This is a genomic window from Vibrio ishigakensis, assembly GCF_024347675.1.
GTDB classification, from domain to species: Bacteria; Pseudomonadota; Gammaproteobacteria; order Enterobacterales; family Vibrionaceae; genus Vibrio; species Vibrio ishigakensis.
On the sequence record NZ_AP024882.1, the window covers coordinates 754,514 to 772,397 of the forward strand.

A 17,884-nucleotide genomic window follows, 5' to 3' on the forward strand; every position below is an offset into this window, starting at 1 on the left:
ACCACGAGGTCTCCTTTTTCATGTTAGCGAGCTAGCCAGCCGCCATCCACAGCCATAGTATGACCGTGCATATAATTGGAAGCGCTTGAGGCAAGGAATACACACGAGCCACCTAGATCTTCTGGGGTGCCCCAACGACCTGCGGGGATGCGGCCCAAGATCTCAGCGTTGCGCTTCTCATCTGCTTGTAGCGCTGCTGTGTTATTGGTTGCCATATAACCAGGTGCGATGCCGTTAACGTTGATGCCGTGCGCTGCCCACTCGTTTGCCATCAGACGTGTAAGACCAAGCACGCCGCTCTTCGAGGCTGTGTATGAAGGAACTCGGATGCCACCTTGATAAGAGAGCATGGAAGCGACGTTTATGATCTTGCCACCCTCGCCTTGAGCGATGAATTGCTTGGCTACTGCTTGAGAGAGGAAGAATAGGGATTTAAGGTTGATATCCATCACCTCATCCCAATCAAGCTCAGTAAACTCGATAGCATCGTTACGACGGATAATGCCGGCATTGTTGACTAAGATATCGATACGACCAAAGGCCTCTAGAGTTTTTTCAATAATACCTGGAATAACGAATTGGTCTTTAAGATCCGCTTGAACGGTAAGGAATCGACGACCCAGAGCAGTAACCTTTTGCTCTGTCTCGGTTGGAATAGAGCTGTTTACACCCACGATGTCACAGCCAGCTTCTGCTAAGGCGATAGCCATACCTTGACCAAGGCCAGTGCTACTGCCCGTTACGATTGCAACTTTTCCTTCAAGATTAAAAGCGTTCAAAATGCTCACTGTGTTGGAGTTCCTTATTTTGTAATACAAATCGGTTTATACCTGATGCAGGGAAAGATGCAAGACCATAAAGGGCAAAAAAGCGACACTAGGCCGCTTTCAGTTTCGTTAATGCACAGGCGAGATTAACCGATCAGTGTCATCTCGTTCACGGTGAAGCTTTCTATCGCTCCGTCTACTGCTTTGAGGAACTCGGCTAGATGAGTGTTATTCATATGGTCTTGCCATAGTTCGCGAGTCTCCCAGTTCTCGAAGAACAGGAAGTGTGCTGGGTTTTCGTTGTCTTGGTGCAGGTCGTAATTGATACAACCTTTTTCAGCTCGCGTGGTATCAATCAGCTTTAGGAGCTCGGACTGAACCAGTTCAGCCTTGTCTTGTTTAGCGATAATGTTTGCAACGATAGTTAGAGCCATTCTTATTCCTTTTGTGAGTCGAATGATGGTTGAGAGAGACCTTCATAGCCTAGACCTTAAAACGGCTGATTTATGTCTGACTATTAAAAACTGGGCTGAAGGTCAAAAAAGGCAACCTAGATTGCCATTGGATATTAGAATTTGAAGTTGATGTTCATGTTTACATCTGGGTTTAGCAATTGAGAGCGTTCGTGGGCGAGGTCTTTACGCTGTTCTCGAAGCTGCTTGGCTTTCTTGGCATCTTTCTCGTGACTGATTTGGTCATCGAGAGAGGCAATCTGAGCGTTAAGGTTGTTTAAGCGCTGCTGTCTTTGGTATTCCTGTTTGCCCATCTGGTAGTTCTTCAGGAACTTAGGGTTTTCACAAACACCATAGTATTCGCGGCCTTCGACCCCAACTTGGTAGCCATTGCTTGGATCGCAGTAGACCTTAGTGCCCTCATGGAAGCCTTTGGTCCATTCGATACGGTCCACCACTACCTTAGCTTCGGCGCAATCCTCGGTGTAGTCATTTACGATTTGAGGGTTCTCACCCTGCTGACCATCTTGATATCCAACCTGATGCCAGTTAGCGGCTTTGCACTCTTCGGGAGACATGCTGGCACAACCTGCCATAGTAGTGACAACTAGACCAAGTAATAGGCCGTGTTTGGCGTATTTTGAGATTGAGCCCCCACGCTCAAGATTCGAAATAAGTGACATTGAGTATTCCTAAAACTGTAGTTACCTACTTCCATCCAAGCAGGCTAAATTTTGGAATGACCCTATCACGTTAAAATCACGGTTTGACGTGGAGATATCGGGAAAAAAGATACCGTATTTGGATGCTATATTGTGAAGCTATGCAAATCAGTGCGTGAAAGTGTTTAAGAATCAGTAGATTAATAGCTGGACTGTGTTTTAGTGGTCAGGGAATACTCAGCTATGTTTAGAGCCTCTAGGTAATCTAAGTAACAGTTTTTCTCACCCTGTTTACATAGCTTTACCTTGCACAACCTTTCTTGACCTTGGTTTGAGTAAACTAAATGAGTCGAATCAAAAAGAGGTCATTATGAAAGGCTCATCTATTTCGTTTACGCTCTGCTCGCTGTTTTTTGCTGGTGTTGCTTCCGCAAATACACTCAATTATCCAATCGTGGACACCAATCAAAACCAGTGTTTTTCTTCGAGTGGTGCGATGAAGTCATGTCCTAGCGCGGGGCAAGATACCTTCGGGCAGGATGCTCAGTATCAGGGTAATCAACCTAGCTACACTAACAACGGCAACGACACGGTCTCTGATGAGGTCACTGGCCTGATGTGGACACAAACCACAGATACCAACGGTGATGGAAAAATCGATGCCAAAGATAAAATGACATACGAACAGGCGATGAAGTATGTTGAATCTCTGCATACTGCAGGGTTTGATGATTGGCGATTGCCAAGTATTAAAGAGCTCAATTCTCTGATTTTGTTTGATGGCCAAGACCCAAGTGGCATCCGAAATAAAAGCGCCAAGCTCGACTTGGTTCCCTTTATCGATAGTCGCTACTTCGATATAAACGCTGGCGATGTTAGCTCTGGCGAGCGCTTGATTGATGGACAGTTTGTCTCCTCTACCAAATACGTTTCTTTGACCATGAAGCGCGATGAAACTGCATTCGGGGTTAACTTCATTGATGGTCGAATCAAAGGCTATGGCCTTTGGCATCCGAGGGGAGGGGAAAAGACCTTCTATGTATTGGCGGTGCGTGGAAACCCTGAGTATGGCCAGAATCAGTTTGTAGATAACAAGAATGAGACCATCTTAGATAAAGCAACTGGCTTAACTTGGCAAAAGGGTGATAGTCAGCAGCAGATGGACTTTCCTTCTGCTCTTGCCTACTGTGAGAACCTAAATCTTGCGGGGACAGACAACTGGCGACTGCCTAACGTCAAAGAGCTGCAATCTATCGTGGATTATACCCGCTCTCCAGCCTCATCTAGTTCCCCTGCCATAGACCCGATATTTGAGACGACTAAGATTGCTAACGAGGCCAAGCAGAAGGATTATGCAAACTACTGGAGTAGCACCACACATCAAAGCATGAGAGGTGGAAAAGCAGCGGCTTATGTCTCGTTTGGGCGTTCCATGGGTTATATGAAGAATGAGTGGATTGATGTTCATGGTGCAGGAGCCCAGCGTAGTGACCCCAAGACTGGAGACGCGAGTCGCTACCCTACAGGCCGAGGACCGCAGGGAGATGCTATCCGTATCGATAATATGGTGCGTTGTGTGAGTGGTGGTGAGGCTGAATTTGTTAAACAACCGGCTACTACGCAAAGACCCTCACAGAGTTTTGCTAATCGCTAATACAACAAAGGGGCTTGATGCCCCTTTTCTAGATTAGATTTCCACTATCACCTTACCGATAGCCGTTCGACTCGCTAGGTGGTCGTGCGCCTTGCCCACTTCCTCGAGCGGGAACACCTGAGGGTCGACAATTGGGGTAAGAAAACCCTCTTCCGCTATGTGTGACATGGCTTTCAGGATGCCCGAATGTTGCTCTCGGTTAACGTTGTGGATCATAGGTATCAGCATAAACACTACGTGTAGCGATAGCCCTTTTAGGTGCACCATTGAAAGATCGAGTTCCAGTAGAGAGACGGTTGTCGCTATCTGGCCGTTCAGCTTTGTGGCTTCGATGGAATTTGGCAGGTTTGCGCCGCCGACCGAATCATAAACCACGTCAAAACCAATTCCACCAGTATATTTCTCAACATAATCGGCAACGCTTTCGGTGTTGTAATTGATACCTATAGCACCTAGCTCTTCAATCAGTTTGATCTGTTTGTCTGAACTGCCAGTGGCATAAACATCAGCGCCAAAGTGTTTCGCCAATTGGATGGCAATATGCCCCACGCCACCTGCGCCGCCATGAATCAGTATCTTGTGGCCGGGCCTCAGTCCGGCTCTATCAAGACCTTCATAGGCGGTAATGCCTACCAATGGGATTGCTGCTGCTTGTTGCATGGATAGGTTCTTTGGTTTGCGAGCAATTAGCCTTGCATCTGCCACCATATATTCGGCTAGCGTACCCTGTAGATCTCCTAAACCGCCTGCACAGCCGTACACTTCATCACCAACCTGATAATCATTAACACCATCACCAACGGCCTCAACAACGCCTGCGAAGTCCATACCTAGAACGGCAGGAGCTGGAGGGGAGAAAGGAAGGCCAGGACCCATTTCGCGGATCATCATATCGACAGTGTTTACGCTGGTGGCGACTATCTTGACTAGAACGTTGCCCGCAGAGACCTCGGGCTTGGGAATATCATCCAGTACGAAGGCATCACTGCCGCCAAATTCTTTTACAACCATAGCTTTCATAGCGCTTCTAATCCTTATTGGTTATCGAGATGCTTCCTAACTGTAGAAATGGATTTCTCAGTCTACAAATAAAGATGGGCTGAAATCGTGCAGAAAACGGGAAGAGGTACAGGAGATAGGGTGAGAGGATAGACATGAGAACCAAACTCGCAAAATGATTCTCATATCTATAATTATCGGTTCTCAATAGTAGAGTAAGGTCTGCTGCTCAAGACACATGGCGTGATAGTAGTCGATTTCCTTCCTATATCGATTTGCCTCTCTGATTGCGAATGCACGGAAATTATCGAAGGTTGCATCAAATTGGCGGTCTTCATTGTTGGTCATTTTCGCTATCTCGTCCAAAGCGCTTTGTAGGTGAGATTCAATGGCGAATACCTCTGCGCGGGCGCTCAAAGATAGCTGGGTGAGTGCCACCTCTCCTTTGTTACATTCATGGGTCTGTTGGTAGCGACGATAGACGTCATCAGCGTTTAGCTTGATCTGCAGCAGTTCATCGATGTGAGGCTCTATGTTGCGATACACAGACATAGCCGCCTGATAATGGGGTTCATCTTTAGCTAGGCGAAGCACGGTGTCTAGCTCTGTCCATACGACACGTTCTGACATATACATAACTTCCTTCCTTGTGAAATTGCGTGCTCGAATTTTGATTTGCATATTGCGTGCCTACTTTTTGTACGACACCGAAAATGCTCCTGAGCCACCCAAATTTCCATTCTGTATACAAAAGTACGAACAAACAGGCTTCGTAGTTTTGTATACAAGTTATGCATTTTTGTGCACTGACTCCTTTGGCGTATCTATTTACTATGTGCCGGCACTTTCTTGATAGCGGGCAAAACTGATGCGTCTACGTACTTATATAGCACTCTTCTCAGTATTAACTCTGGCTTTAGTGGGTTGTAGCTCAACACCGTCTACGGCCTTGAATCAGTCGGATGAGTATTACGATTATATTCAGCCAACCTATTCTGAGTATCTCGCAGAGACAGAGCAGTGGCTGGTGGAAAACCGCGGTTATATGAGTGATGAGCATGACAAAGAGATCGCTATGAATATGCCGTTTGAGCTAAAGCCTGAGAGCGAGACAAATAAGGCTATCTTGCTGGTGCATGGTTTGGGTGATTCGCCATACAGTTTCTCGGATATAGGTAAAACACTTCAGCAACAAGGCTTCTACGTTCAAGCCGTTCTGCTGCCAGGGCACGGTAGTAAGCCTTCAGATTTGATGCTGCCTAGCTATCAAGACTGGCAAACTATGGTCGACCATTATGCGAATCTGCTGAAGCAAGAATACGATGAGGTATGGTTGGGCGGCTTCTCTACTGGCGGTAACCTAGTGACTATCAATGCCCTAGAGCAAGGGGATGTAGAAGGATTGGTGCTGTTTTCTCCTGGCTTCCAATCCAAGGCTCCATTCATGGAAAAACTCGCGCCTATCGCGGCACTCTTTATCGATGGCTACAACACTGAAGAGGATAACGCGGCTCGCTATAGTTCGGCTCCCCTCAATGGCGCGATTGCATACTCAGAGAGTGCTAGCAAACTGCGAAGCTTATTAAAGGAGAAACAAGTAACGGTTCCGACTTTGATCGCTTTAAGTGAAGCAGACAGTGTGGTCGATCCTATTGCCGTCAAGACCATGTATGAAGAGCGATTTACCCATCCGAATAACCAATTGCTTTGGTACGGTGAATCTGAAGTCGCGTTGCCGAGCGCTACTTCATTAAGCATGAAGATAGATTCTATGCAGATCAGTACTGGTTCTCATATGAGCCCACTATTTGCCCCTTCTAACGATTATTACGGGAAAAACGGCGAGTACAGAATGTGTTTGAACAGCATGGATAAAGAGTCGACCACATTCTGCGAGCAGGGTGGTGATGTTTGGTGGTCAGCTTGGGGCTACGAAGAAGAGGGCAAGGTGCACGCAAGATTGACGTGGAATCCTTACTATCAAGAGCTGACACAAAGCCTTGCGACTGTAACTGAAAGCTAATTGTAAGTTTAAAAAAGCGCGTACCTTTGGTATCGCGCTTTGTTATTGAGTTATTTAATTAGCTTGCGGTGCAAACTGCTGATACCACTCACTCTCGCTGATCAAATCTTTAGTTGATTCCAAGCGGTCGATAAAAGTCAGTCCATCTAAGTGGTCGAGTTCGTGTTGGAAGATGCGAGCTAGAAATCCGTTAAATTCCGTCTCTTGAACCTGTCCTTGCTGGTCATGGTAACGCACATATATCGTCTTATGCCTTGGGACAAAACCCCGCATACTCGGAACGCTCAAGCACCCTTCCCAACCTTTTTCCATTTCAGAGCTTGCGTGGATAATCTCTGGATTAATGATGGCAGTAATTGGCATCAGCGGTGCATCCGGATAGCGCGGATTTGGTTTGGAAGACATGATGAAAATGCGCAAACTCTTATAGATCTGCGGAGCAGCGATACCTACACCGCTTGCTTGCTCAACCGTGTCGATCATCTCGGAAATTAACGCTTGGCAGTCGTTCCCTAAAATTTCATCGACCACCTGCGCTCGTTGTCTTAAAACAGGGTGCCCTAGCTGAGCGATGTCGGGTTTATTTGTTGTTTCCATGAGATACCTTGCTTGTCGAACCTGCTAATACCCTTTCTATCACACCTTGCCCAAACCATTAACCCACTGAGTTGAAGCAGAGGGATTGTGTGTTTGATATAAGGTATAACTTATTGATAAGTATAAAAACGGAGTAATTGAACGCATATTAACGAACGCCTATTGACCCGAGGATATGAAAATATATTATGGATGTCTAGACATCTACTGTGTCATTTCTCGTTTAAATGGAATTAATATGAAACTCACTAAAAAAATCACACTACCTTTGTTGGCATCAGCACTTGCATTTGGCTTGACCGGATGCGGAAAACAAGACGAGTCCGTTATTAAAATAGGTGCCACCGTAGGCCCGCATGCACAGGTTGTTGAAGCGGTAGCGAAAGAGGCTGAAAAGCAGGGCATCAACATCGAAGTGGTCGAATTCTCAGACTACATCACCCCGAATGCAGCGCTTGCCGACGGGAGCATCGATCTAAATAGCTATCAGCATCAGCCGTTTCTGGATAACTATAACGATGCCCATAGCAGCCACCTAGTCTCTATTGGTCGCTCTATCTTGATGCGTATGGGCGTTTACTCAAACAAATACGACAACCTTGAGTCTATCCCAGAAAATGCTCGAATCGCGATTCCAAACGACCCAACTAACGGCGGCCGTGGATTGCTACTACTTGAAGAAGCAGGTTTGATTACCTTAAAAGAGAATGCTGGCTACAGTGCTACCTTGGGCGATATCGTTGCTAACCCAAAGAACATTAAGATTGTAGAAGTAGATGCAGCTCAACTGCCACGCACGCTAGACGATGTAGATGCAGCGGCAATCACTATGAACTACGTGATGTCGTCTGGACTAAACCCTAAAGAGCAGGGTATTTACCTAGAGTCAAAGGATGCTCCTCTAGCGGTAATGGTGGTGGCCTCACGTGATGCGGATAAAGACAAAGAGGTCTATGAGCAGATCATGTCTATCTATCACTCCAAAGCAATCAATGACTTCTTGGCTAGCACCTTTAAGGGTACGATTGAAGCAGCAAATTGATTTAGTATCGGTCGAGTGAAGAAATAAATTAAGGCGAGCTTCCTAGCTCGCCTTTGTTATTGAAGCAGAGCTGGATTGTATAGCTACCTGGTGGCGATAGAGAAATCCAACGCCAACATGTCGTGCTCTAAAATTAACTGAACATTTTTACCCTCTAGGTTTGAGGAATAGATGTTGTAGTCTTCTGACCAATAGATCTTTTTGTCCGCAAAGTCGACGGTCATACCCAATATGCCATCTACGACCTCTTCAGGAGCGGTTCGAAGTGTCTTAATCTTGACCTGATTTCCAGAGATTTTTGCTTTGTAGATGAATCTATTGTTTGAGAAGTAAATGTTCTTACTTTTCGGATCTACTTCCATGTGTTTGATAGAGTCTTCTGTATCGTTAAAGAAGCCATCGGCGGTTGTAACCTCCTCTACTCGATCAATCTCGGATGAACTTCCTAAGGTTGAACTGATGATCTTTGCATCATCACCAAAGCCATATGCGAGATAAAACCTATGATTTTCTTCATCCACAAACATAGCCCCTGGTTCACACCCCGCCATACAACCCTCTGCAATGGGGTCTAGGATAAACTCGTAATCTTCTCCCTCTTGCGGGTAACTGTCATCGCCATTGCCAAAAAACATCTTAAGCACCGAGTCATTGACGCTGCTTCCCACGTAAACCTCGTTTTGATTGCGGTCTACTGCTATTGGGAGCCTTCCTGCCATTGGAACATAGTTAAACAGTGCTTCTTCCGTGCCATCAGTTTTCACCGTCCATATGCCTTGTGCCGCTGTTGAGCTAGCCGATACATATACTGTATCTCCAACAACTTCTATAGCTGAACCGCCGTTAGTATCCGCAACCTTGCTCACCTGTTTAGATTCAAGGTCTAGCACACTCAGGTGGTTGTACTCCTCTTCACTCGAGTACGTCATCATGTATATATGTTGGGTGTTAGGTGAATTTTTATTGTTTTCTTGAATGGCGCTTTTATCGACATTATTTGCACTAGATGAAGCAGAAGTGGCAAAAATTAGGGTGGTAAGTATTAGTTTTTTCATTTTTATCCTCCTTTATTGGAGTGCATATTTATGCTTGATGTGGTTATTTAAATGTCATGAAAATGTTAATGGCTTGTGTTAGGTGGCGGATTTTTGCTGGATGAAGTGCTTTTAATGAAAATGACATATTTGCTTCAAGGCAAACTAAGAGGCGCGTTCCATTTCATCTAGATTAGTATTGCAAAATCAATGTATTAGCTTTAAATCGCGCGCGAATGGGATAGAGGAGAGGGTGTGATTTTTGAGGCGAAAAAAAACGGGCTCCAACTGGAACCCGTTCTGATATCAATTTATGAGTAAAAATTACTCTTCCACGTACTCGTCAATGCTCGGGCAAGAGCAGATCAGGTTACGGTCACCGTACACGTTGTCTACGCGGTTTACGGTTGGCCAGTATTTCCAGATGCGTTGAGACTTAGACGGGAATGCGCCTAGCTCGCGTGGGTATGGACGATCCCACTCACTGTTTGCAAGATCAACTTGGGTGTGAGGTGCGTTAACCAGTGGGTTGTTTTCCAGTGGCCATTCGCCGTCACGAACCTTGTTCATCTCTTTGCGGATAGCGATCATCGCATCACAGAAGCGGTTTAGTTCTTCTAGGTCTTCAGATTCCGTTGGCTCAACCATTAGTGTGCCCGCTACTGGGAACGACATAGTTGGTGCGTGGAAGCCGTAGTCCATTAGACGTTTAGCGATGTCTTCTTCACTGATACCTGTCTCTTCTTTTAGTGGACGGATATCGATGATGCACTCGTGCGCAACGCGGCCGTTAGTACCACGGTAAAGAACAGGGTAGTAAGGAAGCAGACGCTCCATTACGTAGTTCGCGTTTAGGATAGCCACTTCAGTTGCGTTAGTCAGACCTTGCTCACCCATCATAGCGATGTATGCCCAAGAGATAGGCAGGATAGACGCACTACCTAGGTCTGCTGCAGAAACTGCGTGGTCAGTACCCTGTACACCGTTTTCGATGTGGCCAGGTAGGAAAGGTGCTAGGTGCGATTTAACACCGATAGGACCCATACCTGGACCGCCACCACCGTGTGGGATACAGAAGGTTTTGTGTAGGTTCAGGTGCGATACGTCAGAACCGATGAAGCCTGGGCTAGTTAGACCAACCTGAGCATTCATGTTCGCACCATCTAGATAAACCTGACCGCCAGCGGCATGCACCATCTCACACACTTCTTTCACTTGCTCTTCGTATACGCCGTGCGTTGAAGGGTAAGTGATCATGATGCTTGATAGGTTTTCAGCGTGCTTCTCGATCTTAGCCTGTAGGTCTTGGATATCGATGTTGCCGTTCTCGTCACACTTAACAACTACAACCTTCATTGACACCATAGATGCCGTCGCAGGGTTAGTACCGTGTGCAGAGCTTGGGATAAGACATACGTTACGGTGACCTTCGCCACGCGACTGATGGTAGCGTTGGATAGCGATAAGACCCGCGTACTCACCAGAAGCACCAGAGTTTGGCTGTAGTGAGAAATCGTCATAGCCAGTGATCTCACAAAGCTTGGCTTTAAGATCGTTTGCTAGAGCCGTGTAACCTGCCGCTTGCTCCATAGGTGCGAACGGGTGGATTGCACCGAACTCAGGCCAAGTCACTGGGATCATCTCAGCAGCTGCGTTTAGCTTCATGGTACAAGAACCTAGTGGGATCATACCGTGAGTTAGAGAGAAGTCTTTGTTCTCTAGCTGCTTAAGGTAACGCATCATCTGAGTTTCACTGTGGTGGGTGTTGAACACAGGGTGCGTTAGGAATTCTGATTGGCGACGGCAGTCTTCTGGAATTGCCGCGTACTCGTTTTTCGAGATTTCTTCGCTCAGTGCTTCGATAGACTCGGTTACTTGGAACACGCTGAACAGTGCCACGATGTCCGCAGTAGTCGTGGTTTCATCGAAGCTGATGCCTAGCTTGCCGTCTAGCTTGCGAAGGTTGATGTTCGCGCGCTGTGCGATGCCGTATAGAGACTCAGTCTTCTCACCAGTGTTGATGGTGATTGTGTCGAAGAAGCTGTTGTGGCAAAGCTCGTAGCCAGCTTGTGTTAGGCCAGCGGCTAGGATAGCTGTCATGTGGTGAGTACGACGTGCGATTGTCTTAAGACCTTCGCTACCGTGGAATACCGCATAGAAAGCAGCCATGTTTGCAAGAAGTGCCTGAGCAGTACAGATGTTTGAAGTCGCTTTCTCACGACGGATGTGCTGCTCACGGGTCTGCATCGCCATACGTAGCGCTTGGTTGCCGTTAGTATCGATAGAAACACCGATAACACGACCAGGCATAGTACGCTTGTGCTTGTCACGAGTTGCCATGAAGGCAGCGTGTGGACCGCCGTAACCTACAGGAACACCGAAGCGCTGTGCTGAACCGATCACTACGTCAGCGCCCATCTCGCCTGCTGGCTTAAGAAGGGTAGAAGCAAGTAGGTCAGTCGCTACTGTTACTAGGGTCTTGTTCGCTTGCGCAGCTGCAATGATGTCAGTCAGGTCGCGTACTTCACCAGTTGTAGTTGGATACTGAACCAGTGCGCCGAATACATCTTGCTCTGGTAGAGCATCGATTGGGCCAACCTGTACTTCAAAACCAATGAACTCAGCACGAGTCTTCACAACCTCGATAGTTTGAGGGTGAACATCGTCAGCTACAAAGAAGGTCTTGCTCTTGCTCTTACCTGCACGCTTACAAAGCGTCATCGCTTCAGCTGCTGCCGTCGCTTCGTCAAGTAGAGAGGCGTTCGCAATTTCCATGCCGGTTAGGTCCATCACCATCTGCTGGTAGTTAAGCAGTGCTTCTAGACGACCTTGAGAGATCTCTGGTTGATAAGGCGTGTACGCGGTATACCAACCTGGGTTCTCTAGAACGTTACGAAGGATAACGTTCGGCGTGAAGGTGTTGTAGTAACCTTGACCAATGAAGGTGCGCTTTACTTGGTTTAGTTCAGCAAACTTCTTCATCTCAGCCAGCATACCCGCTTCGCTCAGAGGCGCTTCTAGGGTCATTGGTTTTTCTAGACGAATTTGAGCTGGAACGGTTTGCTCAACTAACTCTGCAAGGCTAGATACGCCAAGGCGCTCAAGCATCTTCTGTTGGTCAGCTAGGTTTGGACCATTGTGACGAGCAACGAACTCAGTGTCCGTGCTTAAACTGCGTAGTAGATCAGTCATAACTTTGTTGTACCCTGCCTTCTATGAGGCTATGTGTGTTTCCTATTAGACTTTCTGCATTCAGAGCAGGCGATAAAGGTTTATAAGAGTTTTTACCTGTCTTCTGAATGGCAAGATCCCCGCAAAAGCGGGGATTTTGTTAACTTGTTCAATTTGAAGCGAAAATTACTCGTCTTCGATGCTAGCTAGGTAGTCTTCTGCGCTAGTTAGATTGTCTAGCTCGCTTGCATCTTCAAGCTTAACCTTAACGATCCAACCCTCATCATAAGAGCTTTCGTTGATTAGCTCAGGGCTGTCTTCTAGCTCTTCGTTGATAGCAACGATTTCACCAGTCACAGGAGCGTAGATATCTGACGCTGCTTTTACAGACTCAACTAGTGAGAAGCTCTCACCTGCTTCAACGCTGTCTTCTACTTCTGGTAGGTCAACGAATACAACATCACCAAGCATTTGTTGTGCGTGCTCTGAAATACCGATAGTAACAGTGCCGTCACCGTTGTCGCGCACCCACTCGTGGCTCTCGGTAAATTTTAGAGTGTTGTCCATGATTAAAATCTCCAACAATAATCAGATAGAAAGGAATGAGTCTCTTTATGCTCGAAAAATACACCGAGTTGACTCTGTACTCAAGCTGAAATTTCCTATCGGAAACAAAAAATTCAACTTTGCAACTTATCTCTCACTTATTCTTACCTTATCCTCTTCATCAAAATGGTCTGTTTGTGGCACACTTTCTGACCATAAAAACAGGATTGAACGCGGTGAAGGAACAAATGAAAGAGACGATTTTGGATGAATATCCATCTCTAACCATAGAGAAATCCTCGGTAGAAAACAGCGTCGAACCATTAAAGTTAGGTGACAAAATTAAGTCAATTCGAGGCAAGCTCGGGTTGACCCTTGAGGAGGCGAGTCAGCGTACTGGACTGGCTCGTTCGACCTTGAGCAAGATAGAAAATGAGCAGATCAGCCCGACCTTCCAAGCGATGCAAAAACTGGCTGTAGGTCTTGAAATAGATATGCCGCAGCTATTCACTCCGCCTAAGAAAATCAAGGCTTCCGGACGCAGAGACGTCACCTTGAAGGGAGCAGGGAAATCGCATCCAACCTCTACCTATGAGCATGAACTTCTCGCTACAGAGATGTCTCAAAAGCGCATGATGCCGTTCAAATCTGTAGTGCGTGCTCGTAGCTTCGATGAGTTCCAAGGCTGGGTTCGTCATGACGGTGAAGAGTTCTTGTTGATACTCGATGGCGAGGTGATGTTCTACAGCGAATTCTATGAGCCTCTGAAACTGAGTGAAGGCGATAGCGTCTATTACGATGCCAATATGGGTCATGCACTGATTTCGGTAAGTGAAAGCGACGCACAAATTTTATGGGTAACCGCGAAATAAAACTCGTTTATTGTAGCGGTTGTGTTAAAAAGCAAAGTTTCCTATAGTGTCGGCAATCGTTTGCCTGTACTTTTAGGTTAACTCATATATGAACAGTTTGTTACGCCATTTCAGCATATCCGGCGTGGCAAAATTAAGGAGAAATGATGACTGAAGCACTACTAAAAACGCCACTGTTTGACCTTCACGTTGAGCAAGGCGCGAAGATGGTTCCATTCGCAGGCTACGAGATGCCAGTTCAATACCCACTTGGCGTTAAGAAAGAGCACCTACACACACGTGATGCAGCGGGTCTGTTTGACGTATCGCACATGGGTCAGCTTCGTCTAAAAGGTGCAAATGCAGCTGCGGGCCTAGAGTCTCTAGTGCCAGTAGACATCATTGATCTAGCTGAAGGTAACCAACGCTACGCTTTCTTCACTAACGAGCAAGGCGGCATCATGGATGACCTTATGGTAGCGAACCTTGGTGATCACCTATTCGTTGTGGTAAACGCAGCATGTAAAGCACAAGACATCGCGCACCTGCAAACTAACCTGCCAGCAGACGTTGAGCTAGAAGTGATCGATGATCGCGCTCTTCTTGCTCTGCAAGGCCCTAAAGCTGTAGATGTTCTAGCTGAGCTAAACCCAGCGGTTAAAGAGATGGTATTCATGGACGTTAAGCGTATTGAATTGCTTGGCGTAGAGTGCATCGTAAGCCGCAGTGGTTACACAGGTGAAGATGGCTTCGAGATCTCTGTTCCTAACGAGAAAGCTGAAGAGCTAGCGCGTCAACTGACTGACTCTGAACTAGTTGAGTGGATCGGCCTTGGTGCTCGTGACTCACTTCGCCTTGAGTGTGGCCTTTGCCTATACGGTCACGACCTTGATCAAACAACGACGCCTGTTGAAGCAAGCCTGCTTTGGGGTATCAGCAAGATCCGTCGTGCAGACGGCGAGCGCGCAGGTGGCTTCCCTGGTGCAGACATCATCCTTGATCAGATCGCAACTAAAGATGTTTCACGCAAGCGTGTTGGCCTAGTAGGTCAAACTAAAGCGCCAGTGCGTGAAGGCTGTAAGCTGTTTGATGCAAACGATGTTGAAGTGGGCGTGGTAACAAGTGGTACTGCAGGTCCTAACGCAGGCAAGCCAGTTTCTATGGCTTATGTTCGTAGCGACCTAATCGCAGTGGGCACTGAAATCTTTGCAGAAGTTCGTGGCAAGAAACTGCCAATGACAGTAGAGAAAATGCCGTTTGTGCCTCAGCGTTACTATCGCGGTTAAGTTCTCAATTAGTCCTCGCATTCCCAGTTTATCGGCGGAAAGCGAGGCTAGCTCTTGAGTTGAAATGAGATGAGTAAAGTAATCTTAGAGGGATATATCCTTGTCCCTGGCAGTCAGCTTGAGCAGATAAAAGTTTCCCTTAAGAAACATATTCAATTAACCCGGCAAGAGCCGGGTTGTTTGGTTTTTGAGGTAACACAAGACGACATTGAACCCACGCGCTTTAGAGTGTATGAAGAGTTCGAGTCTGAACAAGCTTTTAATGCTCACCAGCAAAGGGTAAAACAGAGCAAGTGGGGCAAGGACACAGTCGATGTGGAGCGCCACTACACCATCAAGATAATGGAGTAACAAATGGAAAAGGTGTACTTAAATGGGTCAGCGATAGCGCCAGCTAAGTTGGTGTGTATAGGCAGAAACTATGTGGAACATATCTCTGAGCTTGGCAACGAGATACCCGACCAGATGGTGGTTTTTAACAAGCCGAACTCCTCCATTACATCTGTTCTAAAAAGTGGCACTGAAGAGCCGATACACTACGAGGCTGAGCTCTGTTTTGTTATGAAAAACAATGAGTTTGTGGGTGTTGGTTTAGGGTTAGATCTAACCAAGCGCGAGTCTCAATCTCGTCTGAAAGCCAAGGGGCTTCCATGGGAGCGAGCAAAAGCCTTTGATGGTTCGGCGCTGTTCTCTGACTTTGTTGATTTTTCAAACCTTGATGATCTTAGCTTGGAGCTATATATCGACGATGTGCTTATCCAGCATGGTGGTGTCGAATTGATGATGTATCCTCCTCTGGTTATTCAAAAAGAACTTTCTAGCTTTATGAGTCTGCAAGACGGCGATGTGCTTATGACAGGCACGCCAAAAGGGGTGGGTGTGGTGAACAAAGGCTCTACCTTCAAAGGTAAGGTGCTAGAAAAAGGCGAAACCTTGGTAGAGGTAGTATGGACAGCGCAATGATTTCCATAGAACAGATCTCTTGGCAACAGTCTATAGGCCTCAGGCACGCTGTTCTTTGGCCAGAAAAACCACCTGAGTTTTGCCATGTCGAAGATGATGAAACTGGCACACACTTCGGCGTTTTCTATGATGCGAGACTTGTCTGTGTGGCTTCGCTATTTCAAAGTGGAAATTCTATTCGCCTACGCAAGTTTGCCACCGACCAAGATTATCAAGGCCAGGGCATTGGCAGTGCGCTACTCGAGCACACGCTCGATTTTGCTAAAGAGCAGGGGGCGAGTAACTTTTGGTGTGATGCCCGCGAAAGCGCGATTCCTTTCTATAGCCGATTTGGCTTTGGGCCAGAGGGCGAGCGATTCTACAAGGGCGAGGTGCCCTACTTTAAACTCTCGATAGAACTCGAGACTTAACCCAGTACGTATTGCTGAACCACCCCAACTAAGATGAGTGCGCTAATAAACACCAAGAAAAGGTTTTTACCGATAAAACGGCGCACAACTCCCTGATTTGATGCACCTTTGTCTGTATCACTGCAACTATCTTTCCCGCACCCACAACTCATTCGGCTTTCCTTTGATGATTAACTTCAGCGCTCAACTATAACGCATCTGTGGTTAATAATAATTATTATCAACTAAATCATAGATCCAAGAATTGATACGACACGCTTTTGTGACAAAACTAATCAAGCATCATTGTTTAAAGATGTCTGTCACATGGTAAAGTGTTGTTCGTTATAGAATTTAGTAAGTTAGCAACAGATGGCATCAATTAAAGACGTTTCTAAACTCGCCGGCGTATCTTGGATGACGGTTTCCCGAGCGATAAATAACCCTGAGAAGGTGAAAGCGGAGACGTTAAAGCGAGTCAATGATGCGATTAAAACGCTTAACTACACCCCAGACCATTCGGCTAAACAGATGCGTGCCAAAGCGGTGCAGGGATATCAGGAAACCAGCATAGGTGTATTGGCGCTCGAAGTTGCCACAACGCCGTTCTCTGTTGGTATCAACCACTCCATAGAACACACAGCGACTAGCGGTGGTTGGAACTCTCTTATCATCAATACCTTTGACCCAGAGCCAGATGCTGCAACCGTCGACCGCCTGCTTTCCCATAAGCCGGCAGGTATTATCTTTGCCACTATGGGTTTGAGAAAGGTAGTGGTGCCAGACGCACTAAAAGATAGGCCAGTGGTTCTAGCCAACTGTTTCTGTGATGACCCGAGTGTGCCTTGCTATGTGCCAGATGATGCCATGGGACAATATGCTGGGCTCAGACGCCTGCTAGATAAAGGTTATAAAAAACCATTGTTTATCATGCTAAACCAAGATCTACCTGCGGTCACCTTACGCAGTCAAGGCATTGAAAAGGCGCTCGCGGAGCAAAGCTTGAGTAGCTCAGATTATCGCTGGCGTTATATGGCTCCAGAATGTGACTACCATGACACCATTAAGATCATCGATAAGGCATTAGCGGAAAACTATCAGTTCGATTCTATCGTTTGCGGAAACGACCGTGTGGCTTTGGTGGCCTATATGCATCTGCATCGCTTGGGCCTCGATATTCCTAAGGATGTCGCCATTCTTGGCTATGACAATATGGAAGAGGTGGCAGACCTGCTCGTACCTGGCCTAACGACCGTTGAGTTGCCCCACTCAGAACTTGGAAAGCAGGCCGCACTTCATATCATGGAGCAGCGCACCGAGACAGGCATTATCAAGGTTCAGTGCCCGGTTATAGAGAGAGAGTCTTTGTAGGCGAGTTGTTTACTCTATAGGAAGAGAGACCTGACCGCAGTGTGTTTGCAGTCAGGTCTTTTACTATCATGCGTTAG

The 17,884-nt window shown here is 46.7% G+C and carries 19 protein-coding genes; 9 read left to right on the top strand and 10 right to left on the bottom strand.

The annotated features are described in order from the left end of the window. Positions 1 to 23: 23 nt before the first annotated feature. The 3 genes from kduD to Pcarn_RS17260 form a co-directional block, all read right to left on the bottom strand. On the bottom strand, positions 24 to 782 hold the full coding sequence (gene kduD / locus Pcarn_RS17250) for a 2-dehydro-3-deoxy-D-gluconate 5-dehydrogenase KduD (protein ID WP_261837299.1): 759 nt from the start codon (positions 780 to 782) through the stop codon (positions 24 to 26). Positions 783 to 913: 131 nt separating this feature from the next. After that, on the bottom strand, positions 914 to 1,201 hold the full coding sequence (locus Pcarn_RS17255; protein WP_261837162.1) for a putative quinol monooxygenase: 288 nt from the start codon (positions 1,199 to 1,201) through the stop codon (positions 914 to 916). A gap of 134 nt (positions 1,202 to 1,335) precedes the next feature. Continuing rightward, complete coding sequence (locus tag Pcarn_RS17260; protein ID WP_261837163.1) at positions 1,336 to 1,902, bottom strand: DUF2799 domain-containing protein; 567 nt, start codon at positions 1,900 to 1,902, stop codon at positions 1,336 to 1,338. Between the two features lie 349 nt (positions 1,903 to 2,251). Between Pcarn_RS17260 and Pcarn_RS17265 the strand changes: the two genes are divergently transcribed. Beyond that, entirely contained in the window at positions 2,252 to 3,535 is a 1,284-nt protein-coding gene (locus tag Pcarn_RS17265) for an Lcl C-terminal domain-containing protein (RefSeq protein WP_261837164.1), read from the top strand. 33 nt (positions 3,536 to 3,568) lie between these two features. Here Pcarn_RS17265 and Pcarn_RS17270 read toward each other — a convergent pair whose 3' ends face one another. Continuing rightward, entirely contained in the window at positions 3,569 to 4,555 is a 987-nt protein-coding gene (locus Pcarn_RS17270; RefSeq protein WP_261837165.1) for a zinc-dependent alcohol dehydrogenase family protein, read from the bottom strand. A 183-nt stretch (positions 4,556 to 4,738) separates the two neighbouring features. Then, positions 4,739 to 5,164 carry a hypothetical protein gene (locus Pcarn_RS17275; RefSeq protein WP_261837166.1) on the bottom strand — a complete coding sequence of 142 codons (426 nt, stop codon included), beginning with the start codon at positions 5,162 to 5,164 and terminating at the stop codon, positions 4,739 to 4,741. A gap of 238 nt (positions 5,165 to 5,402) precedes the next feature. Here Pcarn_RS17275 and Pcarn_RS17280 point away from each other — a divergent pair, with 238 nt between their 5' ends. Continuing rightward, on the top strand, positions 5,403 to 6,557 hold the full coding sequence (locus tag Pcarn_RS17280; protein ID WP_261837167.1) for an alpha/beta hydrolase: 1,155 nt from the start codon (positions 5,403 to 5,405) through the stop codon (positions 6,555 to 6,557). A gap of 54 nt (positions 6,558 to 6,611) precedes the next feature. Here the strand turns inward: Pcarn_RS17280 and def are convergent, their stop codons facing one another. Beyond that, positions 6,612 to 7,154 (bottom strand): peptide deformylase, encoded by a 543-nt coding sequence (gene def / locus Pcarn_RS17285; RefSeq protein WP_261837168.1) that lies wholly within the window; start codon positions 7,152 to 7,154, stop codon positions 6,612 to 6,614. 238 nt (positions 7,155 to 7,392) lie between these two features. Between def and Pcarn_RS17290 the strand changes: the two genes are divergently transcribed. Then, positions 7,393 to 8,196 (top strand): MetQ/NlpA family ABC transporter substrate-binding protein, encoded by an 804-nt coding sequence (locus Pcarn_RS17290; RefSeq protein ID WP_261837169.1) that lies wholly within the window; start codon positions 7,393 to 7,395, stop codon positions 8,194 to 8,196. Positions 8,197 to 8,279: 83 nt separating this feature from the next. Here the strand turns inward: Pcarn_RS17290 and Pcarn_RS17295 are convergent, their stop codons facing one another. From Pcarn_RS17295 to gcvH, 3 genes are all read right to left on the bottom strand, one after another. Continuing rightward, positions 8,280 to 9,251: a hypothetical protein gene (locus Pcarn_RS17295; protein WP_261837170.1), complete on the bottom strand. Its 972-nt coding sequence runs from the start codon at positions 9,249 to 9,251 to the stop codon at positions 8,280 to 8,282. Between the two features lie 303 nt (positions 9,252 to 9,554). Next, entirely contained in the window at positions 9,555 to 12,422 is a 2,868-nt protein-coding gene (gene gcvP / locus Pcarn_RS17300) for an aminomethyl-transferring glycine dehydrogenase (protein ID WP_261837171.1), read from the bottom strand. Positions 12,423 to 12,587: 165 nt separating this feature from the next. Beyond that, the gene (gene gcvH / locus Pcarn_RS17305) at positions 12,588 to 12,968 is read right to left on the bottom strand and encodes a glycine cleavage system protein GcvH (protein ID WP_261837172.1); all 381 of its coding nucleotides are present in this window, start codon (positions 12,966 to 12,968) and stop codon (positions 12,588 to 12,590) included. Between the two features lie 227 nt (positions 12,969 to 13,195). Here gcvH and Pcarn_RS17310 point away from each other — a divergent pair, with 227 nt between their 5' ends. The 5 genes from Pcarn_RS17310 to Pcarn_RS17330 all read left to right on the top strand — a co-directional run bounded on the left by Pcarn_RS17310 (position 13,196) and on the right by Pcarn_RS17330 (position 16,457). Further along, a complete protein-coding gene (locus tag Pcarn_RS17310; RefSeq protein WP_261837173.1) occupies positions 13,196 to 13,819 on the top strand; it encodes a helix-turn-helix domain-containing protein in 624 nt (207 codons plus the stop codon). Between the two features lie 146 nt (positions 13,820 to 13,965). Next, positions 13,966 to 15,084, top strand: a complete 1,119-nt coding sequence (gcvT, locus tag Pcarn_RS17315) for a glycine cleavage system aminomethyltransferase GcvT (RefSeq protein WP_261837174.1) — start codon at positions 13,966 to 13,968, stop codon at positions 15,082 to 15,084. A 69-nt stretch (positions 15,085 to 15,153) separates the two neighbouring features. After that, on the top strand, positions 15,154 to 15,435 hold the full coding sequence (locus Pcarn_RS17320) for a putative quinol monooxygenase (protein ID WP_261837175.1): 282 nt from the start codon (positions 15,154 to 15,156) through the stop codon (positions 15,433 to 15,435). A 3-nt stretch (positions 15,436 to 15,438) separates the two neighbouring features. Then, on the top strand, positions 15,439 to 16,047 hold the full coding sequence (locus Pcarn_RS17325; protein ID WP_261837176.1) for a fumarylacetoacetate hydrolase family protein: 609 nt from the start codon (positions 15,439 to 15,441) through the stop codon (positions 16,045 to 16,047). Further along, positions 16,047 to 16,457, top strand: coding sequence for a GNAT family N-acetyltransferase (locus tag Pcarn_RS17330; RefSeq protein ID WP_261837300.1), 411 nt, complete (start codon positions 16,047 to 16,049; stop codon positions 16,455 to 16,457). The genes Pcarn_RS17325 and Pcarn_RS17330 overlap by 1 nt, the downstream gene beginning before the upstream one ends. Here the strand turns inward: Pcarn_RS17330 and Pcarn_RS17335 are convergent. Further along, on the bottom strand, positions 16,454 to 16,609 hold the full coding sequence (locus Pcarn_RS17335) for a hypothetical protein (protein ID WP_261837177.1): 156 nt from the start codon (positions 16,607 to 16,609) through the stop codon (positions 16,454 to 16,456). The two genes, Pcarn_RS17330 and Pcarn_RS17335, sit on opposite strands and share 4 nt — an antisense overlap. 199 nt (positions 16,610 to 16,808) lie before the next feature. On the opposite strand from Pcarn_RS17335, the gene Pcarn_RS17340 reads away from it, so the two are divergent. Next, positions 16,809 to 17,807, top strand: coding sequence for a LacI family DNA-binding transcriptional regulator (locus Pcarn_RS17340; protein ID WP_261837178.1), 999 nt, complete (start codon positions 16,809 to 16,811; stop codon positions 17,805 to 17,807). The last annotated feature ends 77 nt before the right edge of the window (positions 17,808 to 17,884 follow it).